Annotated in this window: 14 protein-coding genes; 7 read left to right on the top strand and 7 right to left on the bottom strand. The window is 64.5% G+C overall.

All coding sequences use genetic code 11. The features are described from left to right. The first annotated feature begins 37 nt into the window (after positions 1-37). A complete protein-coding gene (locus tag N5A92_RS01075) occupies positions 38-1027 on the top strand; it encodes a helix-turn-helix domain-containing protein (RefSeq protein WP_260899967.1) in 990 nt (329 codons plus the stop codon). Between the two features lie 9 nt (positions 1028-1036). Here the strand turns inward: N5A92_RS01075 and N5A92_RS01080 are convergent, their stop codons facing one another. The 3 genes from N5A92_RS01080 to mtnK all read right to left on the bottom strand — a co-directional run bounded on the left by N5A92_RS01080 (position 1037) and on the right by mtnK (position 4143). Then, positions 1037-1687 (bottom strand): hypothetical protein, encoded by a 651-nt coding sequence (locus tag N5A92_RS01080; protein ID WP_260899968.1) that lies wholly within the window; start codon positions 1685-1687, stop codon positions 1037-1039. A gap of 66 nt (positions 1688-1753) precedes the next feature. Beyond that, positions 1754-2860, bottom strand: coding sequence for an S-methyl-5-thioribose-1-phosphate isomerase (gene mtnA, locus N5A92_RS01085; protein ID WP_260899970.1), 1107 nt, complete (start codon positions 2858-2860; stop codon positions 1754-1756). Then, positions 2857-4143 carry an S-methyl-5-thioribose kinase gene (gene mtnK / locus N5A92_RS01090; RefSeq protein ID WP_260899971.1) on the bottom strand — a complete coding sequence of 429 codons (1287 nt, stop codon included), beginning with the start codon at positions 4141-4143 and terminating at the stop codon, positions 2857-2859. Before mtnK ends, mtnA begins: the two co-directional genes overlap by 4 nt. A 207-nt stretch (positions 4144-4350) precedes the next feature. Here mtnK and N5A92_RS01095 point away from each other — a divergent pair, with 207 nt between their 5' ends. From N5A92_RS01095 to N5A92_RS01105, 3 genes are all read left to right on the top strand, one after another. After that, positions 4351-5862, top strand: a complete 1512-nt coding sequence (locus N5A92_RS01095; protein WP_260899973.1) for a sugar ABC transporter ATP-binding protein — start codon at positions 4351-4353, stop codon at positions 5860-5862. 86 nt (positions 5863-5948) lie between these two features. Continuing rightward, the gene (locus tag N5A92_RS01100; protein WP_260899974.1) at positions 5949-7010 is read left to right on the top strand and encodes an ABC transporter permease; all 1062 of its coding nucleotides are present in this window, start codon (positions 5949-5951) and stop codon (positions 7008-7010) included. A 34-nt stretch (positions 7011-7044) separates the two neighbouring features. Next, positions 7045-8100, top strand: a complete 1056-nt coding sequence (locus tag N5A92_RS01105) for a substrate-binding domain-containing protein (RefSeq protein ID WP_260899975.1) — start codon at positions 7045-7047, stop codon at positions 8098-8100. 196 nt (positions 8101-8296) lie between these two features. Here the strand turns inward: N5A92_RS01105 and N5A92_RS01110 are convergent, their stop codons facing one another. The 4 genes from N5A92_RS01110 to melA form a co-directional block, all read right to left on the bottom strand. Then, complete coding sequence (locus tag N5A92_RS01110) at positions 8297-10351, bottom strand: bifunctional aldolase/short-chain dehydrogenase (RefSeq protein ID WP_260899976.1); 2055 nt, start codon at positions 10349-10351, stop codon at positions 8297-8299. A 47-nt stretch (positions 10352-10398) separates the two neighbouring features. Then, the gene (locus N5A92_RS01115) at positions 10399-11382 is read right to left on the bottom strand and encodes a sugar-binding transcriptional regulator (RefSeq protein ID WP_260899977.1); all 984 of its coding nucleotides are present in this window, start codon (positions 11380-11382) and stop codon (positions 10399-10401) included. A 103-nt stretch (positions 11383-11485) separates the two neighbouring features. Beyond that, a complete protein-coding gene (locus N5A92_RS01120) occupies positions 11486-11929 on the bottom strand; it encodes a GFA family protein (RefSeq protein WP_260899978.1) in 444 nt (147 codons plus the stop codon). A 113-nt stretch (positions 11930-12042) separates the two neighbouring features. Next, entirely contained in the window at positions 12043-13497 is a 1455-nt protein-coding gene (gene melA / locus N5A92_RS01125; RefSeq protein ID WP_260899979.1) for an alpha-glucosidase/alpha-galactosidase, read from the bottom strand. A 102-nt stretch (positions 13498-13599) separates the two neighbouring features. On the opposite strand from melA, the gene N5A92_RS01130 reads away from it, so the two are divergent. The 3 genes from N5A92_RS01130 to N5A92_RS01140 all read left to right on the top strand — a co-directional run bounded on the left by N5A92_RS01130 (position 13600) and on the right by N5A92_RS01140 (position 16922). Continuing rightward, on the top strand, positions 13600-14487 hold the full coding sequence (locus N5A92_RS01130; protein ID WP_260899980.1) for a helix-turn-helix transcriptional regulator: 888 nt from the start codon (positions 13600-13602) through the stop codon (positions 14485-14487). Between the two features lie 30 nt (positions 14488-14517). Further along, positions 14518-15372 (top strand): NAD-dependent epimerase/dehydratase family protein, encoded by an 855-nt coding sequence (locus tag N5A92_RS01135; RefSeq protein ID WP_260899981.1) that lies wholly within the window; start codon positions 14518-14520, stop codon positions 15370-15372. Positions 15373-15569: 197 nt separating this feature from the next. Beyond that, positions 15570-16922: a DUF2793 domain-containing protein gene (locus N5A92_RS01140; protein WP_260899982.1), complete on the top strand. Its 1353-nt coding sequence runs from the start codon at positions 15570-15572 to the stop codon at positions 16920-16922. Positions 16923-16987: the final 65 nt, after the last annotated feature.

Genomic DNA, 16987 nt, shown 5'->3' on the forward strand with positions numbered 1-16987 from the left:
AGCACTTATTCCGGTTTTTAAAGATTGGGGAGGAAGCATGTCGGATGTGATCGAAAGGCGTGAGACACGGAAGGAAAAGGCGAAGGCGCCCAAACCCGTGCCACGCCCCGACCGCCGGTTCTATGCCACCACGAAAGCCTTCGGTCGCTTCGGCATCCGCTGGTTCGATCCACAACTGATGCCGACCGAGCATTGGCACGGCCATATCGAGTTCAACTGGCTGACCGAGGGAGGGATGGGTTATCTTTTCGACGGCCGGGCCGTGGAAATCCCCGCGCAACGGCTGGTGATGTTCTGGGCGGGCATCCCGCACCAGACCGTACGCATCGATCGGGGAAGGAGCGGCGAGGCCCGCCAGTGCAACATCTACCTGCCGCTCGACACCTTTCTCTATATGCCCAATCTTGGCAGGCTAAACGAAACGATGATCGGCGGCGGCGTGATCGGGTTGCCCGGTGACGCCGTCGACAACGCGCTCCTGGAGCGCTGGTACCAGGACTACCGCAGCGGCGATGCCGAGCGCGCGGACATCCTGAAATCCGAGATCGCCAACATGCTGCGGCGCACGACGCTCGTCGGCTGGGAGGAACTTCTGCCGCCATGGATCGAGACGCTGGAGCCGGTCGTCCGCACCGCCTCTCCGCTGCGCTACGTGGTGGCGATGGTGCGCTATATCCATGAGAACCTGGCCGAGCCGATCTCGTCCCGCGATGTCGCGCGCGTGGTGGGCCTGCATCCAAACTACGCGCTCAACCTCTTCACGCGCGTCATGCGCATCCCGGTGCGCCGCTTCGTCATCCGCATGCGGCTTATCCGCGCCCGCGCGCTGCTCTTCGAGGGCAATCTTTCGATCGCCAACGCCGCCTTCCAGTCCGGCTTCACCTCGCTCAGCCAGTTTTACACCCACTTCCGCGCCGCCTATGGCATGACGCCGCTCGAGATGCGTCGCAATCTGGTGGCGAGTGGAAAACTTCCTGGCAAGCCGGTGAAGGATGCCTGGACCGACTGCCAGCGCGATGCCGTGTAAACAGCTCGCTCAAGCCGCCTGCCGCACTTCCTCCACCTTTTTCGCCAGCGTCACATGCACCAGCGCAGACAGAAGCCGCGGCAGGTCACGCCTTGAGACCAGTTGCGAAAGTCCGTCGGCACTTGCCGGCAGACCGACCTTCTTCGCCGCGTCCAGCGCCTTCTTATCGGCGAACGGATAGAGCTCGTCCCAAGCACTTTGCACCTCGCGGAAGAAGATGTCCGCGCCGACGTCACCGATGCCCTTGAACTCCTTCAAGAGCTCCCGCTCGCGCTCGACGTCGCGCTCCGCGGCCTCGCGCAATTTCCTGAGATCACCGCCGTAGCACTCCTGGATAAGGTCGGTGGAAAAGCCGATATAGCGCGAGGTGCTCTCGTCGTAGCGGGCATAGCCGGAGCGGTTGAGCACCTTCACCCGCTCGGCCCAGGTCGTCTCCGCCATCTTCTGCGGCGTGCGCCAGCCCTGATCGAACAAGGCGCGCGCCGCGTTCTGCGCCGCGTCCGCCGAGATGCGCGTGCTGAACAGCAGCGAGGCGATCAGCCACTGATAGAGGGGCGCCGGCGTGTTCTTCGCCACGTCGATGCGCAGCATGTCGGCATAGGTTTTGGGATAGCGATCGAGCGCTGCCCGGGCGAGATTTCGGTCGCTTGCCTTCGCCATCGTTACACCTTTCACGCTTTCGCCTACCAGACGTGCGAGAGCCGCGAATGTTCCGATGGCGGGCCGTCAGGCCGCTGCCTTCGCCCGCTCCGGAAACAGCTTCGCCAAACCCTCCGCCGAAGCCTCGGCGATCCCGCGCTCGGTGATCAGCCCGGTCACGAGCCGAGACGGCGTCACGTCAAAGGCCGGATTGCCGGCTGGCGTGGCGTCGGGCGAAATGCGGACCTGCCGCGTCTTGCCGCCCTCGTCGCGTCCCCACACCAGCGACACCTCGTCGCCCGAGCGCTCCTCGATAGGTATCTCCTTCACCCCGTCGCGCACCGTCCAGTCGATTGTCGGCGAAGGCAGGGCGACGTAGAAGGGCACGCCGTTGTCCTTTGCCGCGAGCGCCTTCAGATAGGTGCCGATCTTGTTGCACACGTCGCCATGGGCGGTGGTGCGGTCGGTGCCGACGATCACCATGTCCACCATCCCGCGCTGCATCAGGTGCCCGCCGGCGTTGTCGACGATCAGCGTGTGCGGCACGCCGTGGCCTGCCATCTCCCAGGAGGTCAGATGCGCGCCCTGATTGCGTGGCCGCGTCTCGTCCACATAGACGTGGACAGGAATCTGCTCCTCCGTCGCCAGATAGATGGGAGAGGTGGCCGTTCCATAGTCCACAGTCGCCAGCCAGCCGGCATTGCAGTGTGTGAGAATGTTCACCGGCTCGCCCGGCTTCTTGCTCCTGGCGATCTCCTTGATGATCTCCAGCCCGTGCTTGCCGATCGAGCGGTTCAATTCCACGTCTTCATGAGCGATCTCCGCCGCTCGGGCGTACGCGGCCTCCGAGCGCTCGGCCTCCGGCAGCGGGCTCAACAGATTGCGCATCTCGTCGAGCGCCCAGCGCAGGTTGATGGCCGTCGGGCGCGTGGCGTGTAGTTCCTCCCACACCGCGTCTAGTGCCGCGTCGGACGGGTCCTCGCGCATCCTGATCGCTACGCCATAGGCCGCGGTCACGCCGATCAGCGGCGCCCCGCGCACCCACATGTCGCGGATGGCGGTGGCAATGCCTTCAACGTCGCGCACATTCTCCACCCGGAACTCATGCGGCAGCCAGCGCTGGTCGATAAGGTCGACGGACCAGCCATCCTCATTGAGCCAGATGGTGCGGAAGTGCTTGCCTGCGACTTTCATGACTGCCTCCCCGTCTGGGCGCTGGCGCACCCTTCATCAAGCAGTTGCGCCAAGTGATTGATCTCGGTGAGCGAGGCGATGTGGTGCCGGTTCACGGCGATGTGGCGCCCGAACCGCAGCGCCGCCGCCTCGCACGTCGCCCTCAGCCCCGTGTCCTCGATGTCCTCGAAATCGGCGTTGTGGGCGAGACCGAGGATGCGTCGGTGAATTTCCACTCCGGCAAAGCCCAGCATGTCCGTCCAGATCTCGTGCAGCACATGGCCGAGCGCCTGTTCGGCCCCCAGCTCGTCACCCTGATCCTCGTAGAGGCTGCGATGATACAGCATGCCCGCGCGCTCCGTCCGCCATAGCCGGGAAAACTCCGCCCGGAAGACGGCCCACGTCTCCTCGATCACCTTCAGTAGATAGGTGCGCATCGAAGCACGGGAACCCCCGGCCGCGTGGCCTTTTTGCGAGAAGAAGGCCATCCAGTAGTTGGCGGTGAGCATGCCGACGTCGAACGCGATGGGGCCGTAGAAGGCGAACTCGGGGTCGATGACCCTCGTGTCCTCCGCCGTCACCATCACCGAGCCGGTGTGCAGGTCCCCATGCACCAGCGTCTCTGCCTTGGCGGCGAAAAGATGCTTCATCTTCTGCGCCTCGACCTTGAGGTCGCGGTCGACCCTGAACTCAGCCACCAGCGCGTCGAGTTCCGGCGTGTGCCGGTTCATGGGGGCATCGAAATAGGGATCGGTGAAGACGAGGTTCTCGGTGATATCGCAAAGTTCAGTGTTGTCGGAAAACAGCGCCAGGTCCGCCTTGCGCTCGCGCGTCTCCATGTGGAGGTCGGAGCCGCGGAAAAGCGTGCGCGCCATGAAGAGCCCGAGGTCCTCGGCGATCCGTGGCAGCTCCTGCCCCTGAATAAGCGCGCGGCGCAGGATGATGTGCGGCGAGAGATACTCCATCACCGTGAGCGCCTGGCTCTCGTCGAAATAGTAGACGGTCGGCACCAGGCCTGGCGCCCTTCTCTCCTGCCGCGTGAGGGCGTGATATTCGAAGAAGGCGCGTTTCAACGGCAGCGGCCAGCTCTCGCCCACCAGCCGCACATAGGGAAGCGCCTGCTTGACGACGACGCTGCCCGCCTCCCCCTCGACGATGAAGACGAGGTTGAGATTGCCGTCGCCCACCTCACGCACCTTCCAGCGCTCTGCCACCCCGCCGACCCGCTCTGCCACGGCGGGAACTGTGCTCAGCCGCGCGGCCAGTGTCTCCACCGTCAACGCCTGAAACGCGTCTTCCTTCATTCCTTTGCCTCCTCCCGTCTCTCCCAGATTGTGGAGCCGCAACAGCTTGCCGTTCATCCGGCCTTGCGCCTTCCTGCCGCCCAACGAGCGCCTATCACCACTGCGCCCATCCTCCATAATCTCAGCACACGCTAGCAAGGCTCTGTCATTTGTCAATGATGTTGACAAATGCTTGGCCTATGCATAGCGTCATGCTGGGAGGAAGTCATGGTAGAGGACGCCACTTTCCGCATTGCGGGTCTCGGCAAGTCGTTTGGCCCGAACGAGGTGCTGCGCGGCATCTCACTGGAATTGCGCGCCGGCGAGGTGACTGTCCTGATGGGCGCGAATGGCGCCGGCAAGTCCACCCTCGTCAAGATCATGAGCGGCATCCACCGCGCCGACAGCGGCTCCATGAGTTTGGGTGCCCTCCCCTTCGCGCCGGCCACACCCGCCGAAGCCATGCGCGCCGGCGTCGTCACCGTACACCAGAACATCGACGATGGCGTGGTCGGCATGCTGGACGTCGCCACCAACCTGATCCTCGACCGGCTCAACGGCGCCGGCCGTGGCACCTTCTTCAACCCCCGCCGCATACGCCGCGAGGCACGGGAGGTTGCAAGCCGCATGGGGCTTGCGATCGACCTTTCCGCCGATGTCACAGAACTTTCGCTGGCCGACCGGCAGATGGTGGCCATCGCCCGTGCCATGGCGCACGAGCCGAAGGTGATGATCCTCGACGAACCCACCTCGTCTCTGTCGAGCAGCGAGGCCGAGCGGCTCTTCGCCCTTGTCGAACGGCTGCGCGCCCGCGGCGTCGCCATCCTCTATATATCACACCGCATGTCCGACATCCGCCGCGTGGCAGACCGCATCATCAGCCTGCGCGACGGCCGCATCGCCGGCCTCTTCGAGGACAAGCCGCTGGATTACGAAGGCGCGGTCAACGCCATGCTGGGCCAGAATCTGGGTGTAAGCGGTATCGCCTCGCAGACGGCGACGCGGCCGATCTTCGCCGCGAGCGGCCTCAAGCTCGCCGAAGGCGCGCAACCGTTCTCGCTCGAACTCGGCGCCGGCGAGGTGGTGGCCGTGACCGGCCTCGTCGGCGTCGGCAAGACGCGGCTGGCAGAAACCCTCTTCGGTATCCACTCTCCGCTTACCGGAGAAATGCACCTCGACGGTCAGGCTTACGCACCTGCGACCCCGGCCGAAGCCATCCGCCGTGGCGTCTTCCTGGTCGCCAAGGACCGCGCCAAGACGGGCATCGTGCCCGACTTCAACATCTACGAGAACATGAGCCTGCCATTCCTGCCGCGCTTCTCGCATTTCGGCGTGGCCAGGCGCCAGGCCGAGCGCGCCGCCGCGCGCCGTCAGATCGCCGACCTCAAGGTGGTCTGCCGCTCCGAGCGCGACGATCTTGCCACCCTTTCGGGCGGCAACCAGCAGAAGGTGACGGTGGCGCGCTGGCTTTCACAGTCCTCGCGCATGCTCATCCTCGACGAGCCCTTCCAGGGCGTCGACATCGCCGCCCGCCACGACATCGCTACCAAGCTGCGCGAAAGCGCCGCCGAACGGGCGACGCTCCTTTTCCTGACGGAGCTCGACGAGGCGCTGGAAACAGCCGACCGCATCCTCGTCATGTCCGAACACACGATCGTCGGCGAGCACCTGAACCGGGACGTGGACATGGACCGCCTGCTGGCGGAGGTGGCAGGCGGGAGGGCTGAATATGCCGCCTAGGAATGTCGTGGGAAACCTCCCAGAGAGGGGGGCGGATCTCTCCCGCAGTCGCCATGCCGAGGCGAAGAAACGGAGCGTATTGACCGATGAACAGCGATCTCGCCGGAAAGTCCGTCACGGAAGCCCCGCGATCCGAGGACGTGGGTGTGCGCTTTTCCGCGCGTAATCTGGCGATCCGCTATGGCTTCCTGGCGCTGCTCGCCGGGCTCATCGTCTTTTTCTCACTCGCCACACGCGGCTTCGCCTCTCCGCAGGCCGCCGTCTTCATTCTGCAGTCGGTCTCCATCACCGGCATTCTGGCGCTCGGGGTGACCGCCACGCTGGTCGTCGGCGGCTTCGACCTTTCCATCGGCTCAATCGCCACCTCCGCGATGATGGCGGCGGCCTATGTCATGGTGATCCTGGAGCAGAACGCCTTCGTTGCCGTCGTCGCCTGCCTCGCCATCGGTGCGCTTGTCGGCCTCATCAACGGCCTCATCATCTGCTACATGCGCGTGCCGGACCTGCTCGCCACGCTTGGCATGATGTTCCTGCTCATCGGCCTGCAGCGCATCCCGACCGAGGGACGATCCATCGCCGCCGGCATGACCCTGCCCGACGGCTCGACCGCAGAAGGCACCTTCAGCGCCGCCTTCCTGGCACTCGGCCGCCACCGCTTCGACTTCTTCATCGAAAATCTCGTGCCGGCGGCGGTGGTGGTGCTCATCGTGCTTGCCGTCCTCATCTGGTTCTTCCTGGAATACACCCGCTTCGGCCGCATGATGTATGCCGTCGGCTCGAACGAGCGGGCGGCCGAGTTCGCCGGCGCGCCGGTCAAGGCCTACAAGATCTGGGCCTATGTCATCTCCGGCGTCTTCGCGTCCATCGGCGGCATTCTCTTGGCGGCGCGCCTCGGCCGCGGCGACATCGCATCCGGCAACAATCTCCTGCTCGACGCGGTCGCCGCCGCCCTCATCGGTTTCGCCGTGCTGGGCGCGGCAAAGCCCAACGCCTTCGGCACGGCCATCGGTGCACTGTTCGTCGGCGTGCTCTTACAGGGCCTCACCATGATGAACGTTCCCTACTACACGCAGGATTTCGTCAAGGGCGCAGTGCTGGTCGTCGCGCTCGTATTCACCTTCGCACTGCTTGGCCGCAACGGCCGGTAGGCGGGATATCGGGAGGAAGCAAGTGGAGGAAAACATGAAAGTCTCACGCAGACATCTGGGCAGGCTCGCCGCCGGCCTTCTCGGGGCAAGCATGCTGTGGCCGGCGGCTGCCGGCGCGCAGGACATGCCTGCCCCCTTCGACAATCCGGGCGATGTGGAGATCGCGCTAGTGCGTTATCTGTCGACCGGCGACTTCTTCCAGGCGTATCTCTCCGGCGTCGAAGCCCAGGCCAAGGCGCTGGGCGTCAACCTGCGCGTCTTCGACAGCCGCCAGGACGCCGCCCTTCAGGCCGACATGGTGGACCAGGCAATCGCGCTCGGCGTCGACGGGATCGTCATCCAGCACGGGCTGACGGAATCGATGAAGGAAGCCGCCCAGCGCGCGGTGGATGCGGGTATCAAAGTCGTCGCCTTCGACGTGAACGTGGAGAACGAGGCGATCCCGCAGATCGAGCAGTCCGACCGCGATCTCGCCCGCCTGGCGCTCGAACAGGCGATCAAGGACAACGGCGAGGAATGGCAGGCCGGCTATGTCTACGTCGCCGGCATCGCCCCGCTCGACCGGCGCAACGAGACCTGGCTTGAGTTCAAGGAGAAATATCCGGGCATCGAGGAGGTCGCCCAATTCGGCACGCTCGACAACCCGATCGCCAACTCGGTGGCCAACCAGGCGCGCTCCGTCGTCACGGCCAATCCGGGTATCCAGGTCATGTTCGCCCCCTATGACGAGTTCGCCAAGGGCGTGAAGATCGCCGTCGATGAGGCGGGGCTTTCCGAGGGTGTCAAGATTTACTCCGCCGACATCTCGACCGCCGATATCTCCGCCATGCGCGAGCCCGGCAGCGCCTGGGTGGCGACGGCGGCCACCAACCCGGCCGTCGTCGGCGAGGTCTCGGTGCGCGCGCTCGCCATGCTGCTCGCCGGTGAGGATCCGGGCCGGAACGTCATCGTCCCGCCGACGCTGATCACGCAACAACAGCTCAACGATGAGGACATCAAGAACATGGAAGAACTGTCGCAGAAGCTGCCGCAGTTCGCCCATGCTGATGTCGCGGTGCCCGGCTGGATGCCGCTGCCGCCGCGGGATTGAGGAATTCGCTTGGTATGGAACGAGAGGGCGGCTCTAGGGCCGCCCTTCTTGCATTCAAAATCAAGTTGAGATCAGCGACGGCATCCCGCCCTCGTGGTTCGACAAGCTCACCATGAGGGCTGTGTTTGCGCCATCCCCTCAAAACCGAGCGGCGAGTGCGCCGCCCTGCAATTACCTCGCAGGTAAAACGACTGAACTACCGCAACGCCGCCGCGATGTTCCCGCCATCCACCGTGGTCACGTCCGCCGTCGTCCGCTCGGCCAGCGCCTGATGCAGGAAGGCTTGCGCCACGTCCTCGGCACGCACCTCCAGCCCCAAGAGGTTGCCGCCCATATAATCCTTCTCCGACACGCCGCGCGCCTTGGCGCGGCTGGCGATCATCTCGTCGGTGAGGAGCCCCGAGCGGATGCGGTCGGCGTTGACAGCGTTGGAGCGGATGCCTTCGGCGCCGTAATCGAGAGCGTATTGGCGGGAGAGGAACAGCGTGGCGGCCTTGGGCAGACCGTAGGCCCCGAAGTTGGCGCCGGGGTTTATGGCCTGCTTGGAGGTGTTGAAGAGGAGCACGCCGCCGGTCTTCTGCATCCGGAAAATGCGTACCGCATTTCTCGCCACGCTCTGGTGGGCGAAGAAGTTGAGCTCGAAGCTCTTACGCAGCGTGGCGTCGTCAAGCTCGCCGATCCTGCCCTGCCAGGCCGCCCCGGCATTGGAGATGGCAATGTCGACGCCGCCATAGACCTCCACCGCCTTCTCGAAGGCGGCGCGCACAGAGGTGGAGTCCGTCACGTCGGCGCCCACCCCGATCGAGGCATTGCCGGCCTCCTTGGCGACCGCCTCGGCCTTCTCAGCGTCGAGGTCCACCACCACCGCATGTGCGCCCTGGGCGGCGAAGAGCTTCGCCGTCGCTGCCCCGATAGCGCCGGCGCCGCCGGTGATCAACATCACCTGCCCTGACAACGCTTTCGGCTTGTTGGCAGCGAGCTTGGCCTGCTCCAGCGACCAGTATTCAAGCTCGAACAGGTCCGACAGCGCGAGCGGTTGGAAGGAGCCGACGGTCTCCGCCCCCGTCACCGCCTCGATCAGCATCTCGCCGCAATCGGCCGCGACCTTCGCCTCCTTCAGGCTGCGCCCGTGGCCGAAGAGGCCGAGGCCGCGCACCAGGGTGAGCCGCGGCATGGGGTCGAGCATGGTACGCTTGACGTCGTCGCGCGCATCGTTGCTCTCGAAATAGGCGCGGTAGCGGGCGGAGAATGCCGCCACCTTGTCGCGCACCGTCTCTCCGTATTCCTCGAGCTTCCCCGCCTCCGGCGCCGGCAGCACCATGGGACCGGTCTTGATGCGGATGGAAAGGTCGGGCGTGGAGACGCCGCGCACGGCAAGTTCCTCGGCCGTCTCGGCATTCACATAGTCGAGGATCTTCGGCGATGTACGGAAATCCGAGACCATGCGGCCAAAGCGTCCCTCGCCTTCCGGGATGGCGAGGGCGCCCCGCAGATAGGGGCTGATCTCGGCGGGATTTGCGAGAGCCGCCGGCAGCACTACAGAGGCAAAAGGCTTCCCGCCCTTCCGCGCCACATAATTCTCGGCCATGGTCACGAACTCGATCATCAGATCGTAGGCCCCCTTCGCGTCTTCGGCGAAGGTGAAGATGCCGTGCTTGTCGAGGATGAGGCCCTCCACAGATGGATCGGCGTCGTAGATGTCGGCGGCCGCCTTGGCCAAGTCGAAACCGGGCTTGATGTAGGGCACGAAGCCCATCCGCTTGCCGAAGACCTCACGGCAGAGCGGCTCGCTATCCACCTGGTCGACGAGCGCCAGAATGGCGGTGGAGTGCGTATGGTCGACGAATTTGTGCGGCAGAAAGGCGTGCAGCAGCGTCTCGATGGAGGGGTTGGGGGCGTAGGCGTCGATGAGGTTGGCGCGCTGCATGGCCACCATGTCCTCGTCGGAAAGTGCGCCGAGTTTGCGGGCGGCGAGCAGCGCATCCATTTTCACCGCCGGCAGGCCGGCCGGCTCGATGACGCCCATATCCCAGCCGCTGCCCTTCACGCACAAAACGTCCCATTCCCGGCCGAGAATGTCCGTCGCCCTGGTCTTCAGCGAGGTGTTGCCGCCGCCGTGCAGCACCAGCCGCGGCTCGCCGCCGAGGAGCCGGGTCGTGTAGACCCTGAGCGCCAAGTCGCGGCCGACACCCTTTGCGGCATAGTCCTCGACCAGCTTTTCGGCATGACTGTCGTTCCAGAGATTCTGCATCGTCTTCCCGTCTGTCGTTTGTCAGGTTGCAGCGGACGGCGGGGCCGTCACGCGGTGGCTTTGGCCGGTTGATGCTTGTCGGCAATCGCGCCGGTGTGCTCGAGCAGGCGCTCGGCCATGCGCGACGTCAGCACCAGATGGGTGAAGAAGCGCCCGTTGATCGCCGCCAGGAGCGGCTCGAACTTCTCATCCTCCTGCACCACCATGAGCCGGCGAGGGATTGCGCGGATGGCATCGAAATCGGCCGAGATCATGCGGCGGTTGTAATCACAGTCGAGCCACGCCCCCTCGGCATCGATGATCTGCCCGGCGATGACGCCGGTCGCCCCTTGCTTCTTGAGCTGGTGAAGCTCCTCAAGTCCGAGCGCACCGCATTTGATGACGTGGCTGTCCTCGTCCAGCGTGCCGACGGTGAACAGTGCCAGATCACAGGAGCTGATGCCGTCGAGCTGCTCGCGGACGACCGGCTCCTCGCGCAAGGCGCGCGCCAGCTCTTCCGTGCTCAGCACCAGCGGGGCATAGAAATTGAGGCCGCGCGCGTTGAGCCGGCGGGCGATCTCCATGGTGCACTGGTCGGGGCGGTAGGAATATGGCGAGCCGAGATTGCCACACAGCTCCACCACCGTCACGCCCTGACGGTCGGCATAGGACATGGCGTCGGCGATGGCATAGACCGTGCGCCCCCAGGCAACGCCCACGCGGTCGCCATTCTTCACCATCTCCAGGAACACGCTTGCCGCCAGCGTTGGGATCTCGGCGGCGGGGTCCGGCGTCAGCCCCTCCTCGCCCACCAGCCATACCGTCTCCAGGTCCAGAGCGTCCTCGAGGCGCCGCGCCATCATGTCCTCGCGGAAAAGCTGGGTGGAGGTGGAGATGTTGACGATGCCGGCTTCGCGCGCTCGGCGCAAATAGAGCGCCACGGAAGCACGCGAGATATTCAGCCGCTGCGCCACTTCGTCCTGGCGCAGGCCGTGCGTATAATAGAGCCAGGCGGCCTTGTGGACGATCTGATCTGCCGGACGATATGCCATAGGTCTCCTCCGGCTAGACATTATTCATGAGCATTGACAAAAGTCAATGCGATGCCCTCTTCCCTCCTCCCATTCAGGCACCCTTCGCGCCCCACCTCAGCACTTACCGGTTGACCGGCGGTCCCTCGAAGACATGGCGCTCATATTGCGGCAGGTCGTCGTTGATCGTGTACCACGGCGCCTTGGAGCCGACGAAGATGTGCTCGTTCGGCCGGATGGTCGGCGCATCGGTGAGCGTGCCCATGGAGATGTGCACGAACTCGCCCTCGCGCACGACCGAATAGAGAAAAGAGCCGCAGGTCTTGCAGCGCGCGTCATGATTGTCTTCATCACCGAAGATCATGAGATGGTCCCCGCCCTCGGTGACCGTCATCCTCTCCCGCTCGATGCCGGCGAAGGGCTTGAAGGCGGCGCCGGTCATGCGCCGGCAGTCGGCGCAATGGCAGTTGGCTGCGTAGCCGAATGCGTCGTCGACGGCGTAGTGGACTGCGCCGCACATGCATCTTCCGGCGAGCCTGCGCGCACCACCCGGTTTGGCATTCTTCATCGCTTCCCTCCTGGCGTTCCAACAGCAAACGCACCGGCTGTTGCCTGAGGGAAGACGAATACCGTAGCCGCCCAGCGACAAAACACGTCTGGTCTCGAACAGGCCGCCCGCCTCTACCGATGCGCGCCCGCCATCTGCCTGAGTTCCTCGACCGTCCGCACCCGCTTGCGCGCCGCCCCCTGCCAGTCGCGGGTGGCGACCGTCGATTTGACCAGCCGTTCCTTCGCCGCCGGCACGGCGTCAGCATATTGCGGCAGCCACTTTTCCTGCGCGACCACCATCTCGTCCACCATCGCCCACACCTCATCGGGCGTGCAGACCGCTCCCACCAGCGGGTCGTGCAGCATGGCGAGCTTCAAGAGCTCGATGTCGCCAGTCATCGCCGCCTCGACGGCCATGCGCTGCACTGAGCTGGAGGCCGTGCAGGTGGCGGCGCAGGCGAGTGGCAGCGTGATGCCCTCGACCATGTTGATGCCGAAGCGGTCGACGAAGCCGGGGCTTTCGACAATGGCATCCTCCGGCAGGTTGTTGATGATGCCGCCGTTCCTCACGTTGAAATGGCCTCGATAGACGCGTCCTGTTTCCAGCGCCTCGATGATGTGGCTGGCGTGCTCGGTGGTGCGTTTGTGCTCCGCGAGCGGCTTGGCGGCTTCGTCCAGAAATTTCGGAAAGTCGGTCTCGAACCAGTTACGGCGCTCCGTGCAGTAGCGCAGATAGCCGCCGGTCTCGCCGTGGATCCACTCGCTCGTGTCGATCCAGTTGCCGATCTCGTCCGGCCGCTTGCGGTACCAAGGCAGATACTCCGAAAGATGGCCGTTGCTCTCGGTGGAATAGACGCCGAAGCGCTTCAGAACGTCGATCCTGAGCTTCTCCTGCTTCGAATAGACGGGGTGGCGCTCGAAGGCGGTGACGAGTTCGTCCTTCTCAATCTTGCGGCCGTTGACACGCAGGTCGATGTACCAGGTCTGGTGGTTGATGCCGCTGCAGACATAGTCGAGTTCCTCGTCCGCGACGCCGAGAACCTTGGCGATCTGGTGCGCCCCGTGCTGCACGCCGTGGCACAGGCCAACCGTGTTGACGCCGCCGTACTTCAGCGCCGCCCAGGTGTTCATGGCCATCGGATTTGCGTAGTTGAGGAACAGCGCACCCGGCTCCGCCACTTCCCGTATATCCCTGCAGAAATCGAGGATGACGGGGATGTTGCGCTGGCCGTACATGATGCCGCCGGCGCACAGGGTGTCGCCCACGCACTGGTCGACGCCATATTTCAGCGGAATGTCGACATCCGTGGCGAAGGCTTCGAGCCCGCCGACGCGCACGCAGCTCATGATGTAGCGCGCTCCCTCCACGGCTTTCCTGCGGTCAGTGGTGGCCGTCACCCTGGCCGGCAGCTCGTTCACCGCGACGATCTTCTCGATGATCTGGCGGATCATGTCGAGATTGTGCTCGTTGATGTCCGTGAGAACGATCTCGATGTCGCTGAATTCGGAGACCTTGAAGAGGTCCGAAACAAGAGTTTTAGTGAAGCCGACCGAGCCGGCACCGATGATAGCCACCTTGAATGACATGCGCTCACCCTCCTCAAGGGGATAGTAACGAAACCTCGCCGAAGCACTAGCCCGTCGCGGCACGGCGGTGTAGAGAAAGCTTGTGCTGAGAAGGGTAATTTTGTGCTTTCAAAGCTGATTGAGCATGGCCACGGGATGCGCCGGGTCGAGCCGCCCAAGGGCGGTGTCGGGCTTTTCTGCATGGCAAGCGGTGCCGGCTACGAGCTCAGGGGCAACGAAGTCTACTCGTGGGACGGCTTGCGGCGCGGCGAGGCGCCGTTCGTGCTGATCCAGCACACGATCGCCGGCGAAGGCCGGCTCGACTACGAGGACGTGCGGCACGTTCTGTCGCCAGGCGAGACGATGCTGCTCACCTTTCCCCATGCCAACCGCTACTGGCTGGAGCGGGGGAAAAGCTGGGAGTATTTCTGGATCATTTTGAGTGGGCGTGAGGCGCTGCGGCTCGCCGGCGCCATCCTGGCGGCGAAGGGGCCGGTGCTGAAGCCTTTGCCGCCAGCGGTAGACCGGCTTGCGGGCGCCTGCCTGGCGCTTCTCTCCGGCGCGGCGGATGTGCCCGGTGCCGTGTCGGCCGCCGCATACGGAGCCATCGCAGCACTCTACGACGAAGCCTTCGAGGCGACGGAGGAGGAGGCCGATTTGCCGGCGCCGGTGCTCAGAGCGCAGCGTTTTGTCGACGACAATCTGGCACGGCTGATGGACGTGGGCATGCTGGCGCGGGCGGTGGGCTTAAGCCGGGCGCACTTCGTGCGGCTGTTCACCGCCGAGGTAGGGCAGCCGCCGTCGGAGTATGTATTCGAGAAGCGGATGGAGCGGGCGGTACGCATGCTGCTTGCCACCGATGCACCCATCGGTGCTATAGCGAGGGCGTGCGGCTTCGCCGATGCCAACTACTTTTCCAAGGCCTTCCGACGCGCCAGAGGCTGCTCCCCCGGCACGTATCGCAATGCCGGCCGCACGGGGCTGCTGACCACCATCGACCGCGAGTGGTAGGGTCGACAAATCGAACAGGGAGAATGCGAGATGATCATCGTAACGGGAGGAAGCGGCCAGGCAGGGCGTGCATGTGTTCGGGACCTGATGGAGCACGGCTACGAGGTCACTTCCATCGACCTCACGCCGCCGACCGACAAGACGGTGCGCTTCAGCCGCGCCGACCTCACCGATTTCGGCCAGGCCATGGCCGCGCTGTCGATGATCGACGAGCGGGTGTCGAAGGTGACGGGCGTGGTGCACCTTGCGGCGATCCGCGCGCCGGGGCTGGCTACCAATCACGTGACCTTCGCCACCAACACGATCTCGACCTACAACATCTTCGAGGCGGCAAGGCAGTTGGGCATCAAGAACGTGGTGTGGGCCTCCAGCGAGACCGTCTTCGGCATCCCCTACCCACAAGGCCCCGCCTACGCGCCGGTGGACGAGGAGATCGAGCGGCCGGAGACGTCCTACTCGCTGTCGAAGCTCATGGGCGAGAAGATGGCTGAGCAATTCTGCCGCTGGGATCCGGAACTTAAGATCGTGGGTCTAAGGCTCTCCAACGTCATGGACCCGGAGGACTACGAACGTTTTCCCGCCTTCGAGAAGGATGCGCATGCGCGCAAGTTCAACCTGTGGACCTACATCGACGCACGCGACGCCGCGCAGGCGGCGCGGCTGGCGCTGGAGTCGGATCTCAAGGGCGCGCATGTGTTCGGTATCGCCAACGCGGATTCGGTGATGAGCCGCTCCAACGAGGAGTTGCTCGACGAGGTCTATCCCGGCACGATGCGCAAGCGGCCGATCGAAGCCAACGAATCGCTCATCTCCATCGACAAGGCGCATAAGGTGCTGGGCTACGAGCCGAAATACTCCTGGCGCGACCACGTGAAGGCGCGCTGACAGCAACGTCAGGGAGCCATACCGGTACGGGGACAAAAATAGCGCGGCTCAATTTTCCGCGTAAATTAAAAGCGCGAAAGATCAAGCGGATGGGCAAACGAACCACCCATCCGTCCCCGATTTTTCCGGCAATATATCCCCGCCGGCCGGCGCGGCCGTATGATTCTCGCGAGTATGAAACCACTTGCGAGGCCGCAATGATCGATCCCGAGAACACCGCCCGGCTGAAACTTCCCTACATCATGCCCAGCCAGGCGCAGAAACACGTCACCCACAACGAAGCGATCCGACTGATCGACGCCCTGGTGCAACCCGGCATTCTGGACCGCGATCTCGCTGCGCCCCCGGCCGGGCCGGCCGAAGGCGACCAGTATATCGTCGGCGGGGATGCCTCCGGCGAATGGGCGGGCAAGGAGGATCACCTCGCCGCTTTCATGGACGGGGCATGGTTCCTGCTGCCGCCGGTCACCGGCATGGTCGCCTATGTGGCTGACGAGGCGCGGCTAACCGTGTGGGACGGGAACGCCTGGACGGAGGCTGTGCCGCAGGACTTCCAGAACCTGGCGCTGCTCGGCATTGGCACGACGGCGGATGCCGCCAACCCCTTCGCCGCCAAGCTTGAAAATGCGCTTTGGACGGCGAAGACCACCGGTGAAGGCGGCTCCGGGGACCTGCGCTACAAGCTGAACAAGGAGGCGGCGGGCAACACGGTCTCGCTTCTCTTCCAGACCAACTGGTCCGGCCGCGCCGAATTTGGCCTTGGAGGCAGCGACGATTTCGCCATCAAGGTCTCGGCCGATGGGGCGGCGTGGAAGGAAGCCTTGAAGGTGGACAGAGCGAGCGGCACCGTCTCGATGCCCGCGACGCCGGCGGATGGGTTTTCCAACTGGATCCTCAACGGCGATTTCTCCGTCAATCAACGCGGGGGCACGCGCACACCCGGCATTGGGGTCTACGGATACGATCGCTGGAAGGGACATGCGAACGGTCTGGAGCAGGTGGTGGAGGGGCTGCCCGCCGGGGAGTATACGCTCTCCTGGCAGGGTGGCGGCAACGGCACCTTCGCGGGCGTGACGGCGCCCTCGCCCATAAAGGCGTTCACGTCCGGTGGCGATGCCTCTGCGGTGGTGCCGGATGACGCGAGGCGCGTGTGCCTCCTCGCCGGCGACAAGACCGGGGTGTCCGATCCCTTCGTCCCGCGCCCTGCGGCAAGCGAGCTCCAGCTTTGTCAGCGCTACTATGAGAAAAGCTACGACCTTGGCACAACGCCGGGGGCAGCAACGGCCTCGGGGCAGATGCTCCATGCCAACGCAGCGCAAGGTACACAGATATGCACGCTGCACTATCAGCGCAAGCGTACTGCGCCGACGGTCACTATCCACGAGCCCAACACTGGAACCGCCGGTAAGGTAGCGCTCAGCAGCGGAACGCTTGTGAATGCCGCTATCTCAGGCGTCGGCGAGACGGCCTGTCAGGTAGCTTTTACAACGAGTGGCGGCGCGTATGGTGCATTCCACTTATACACTGGAGGCGGAGTTTTAGGCCAATAGGTGGGCAGCGGGGACTACAGCAAGCTGTTTCCCCGCCGTTGTTATAAGCCTGCGGAAGGCGAGTT

Origin of the sequence: Chelativorans salis, assembly GCF_025336525.1 — a bacterium.
In the GTDB taxonomy this organism is placed as follows: Bacteria; Pseudomonadota; Alphaproteobacteria; order Rhizobiales; family Rhizobiaceae; genus Chelativorans; species Chelativorans salis.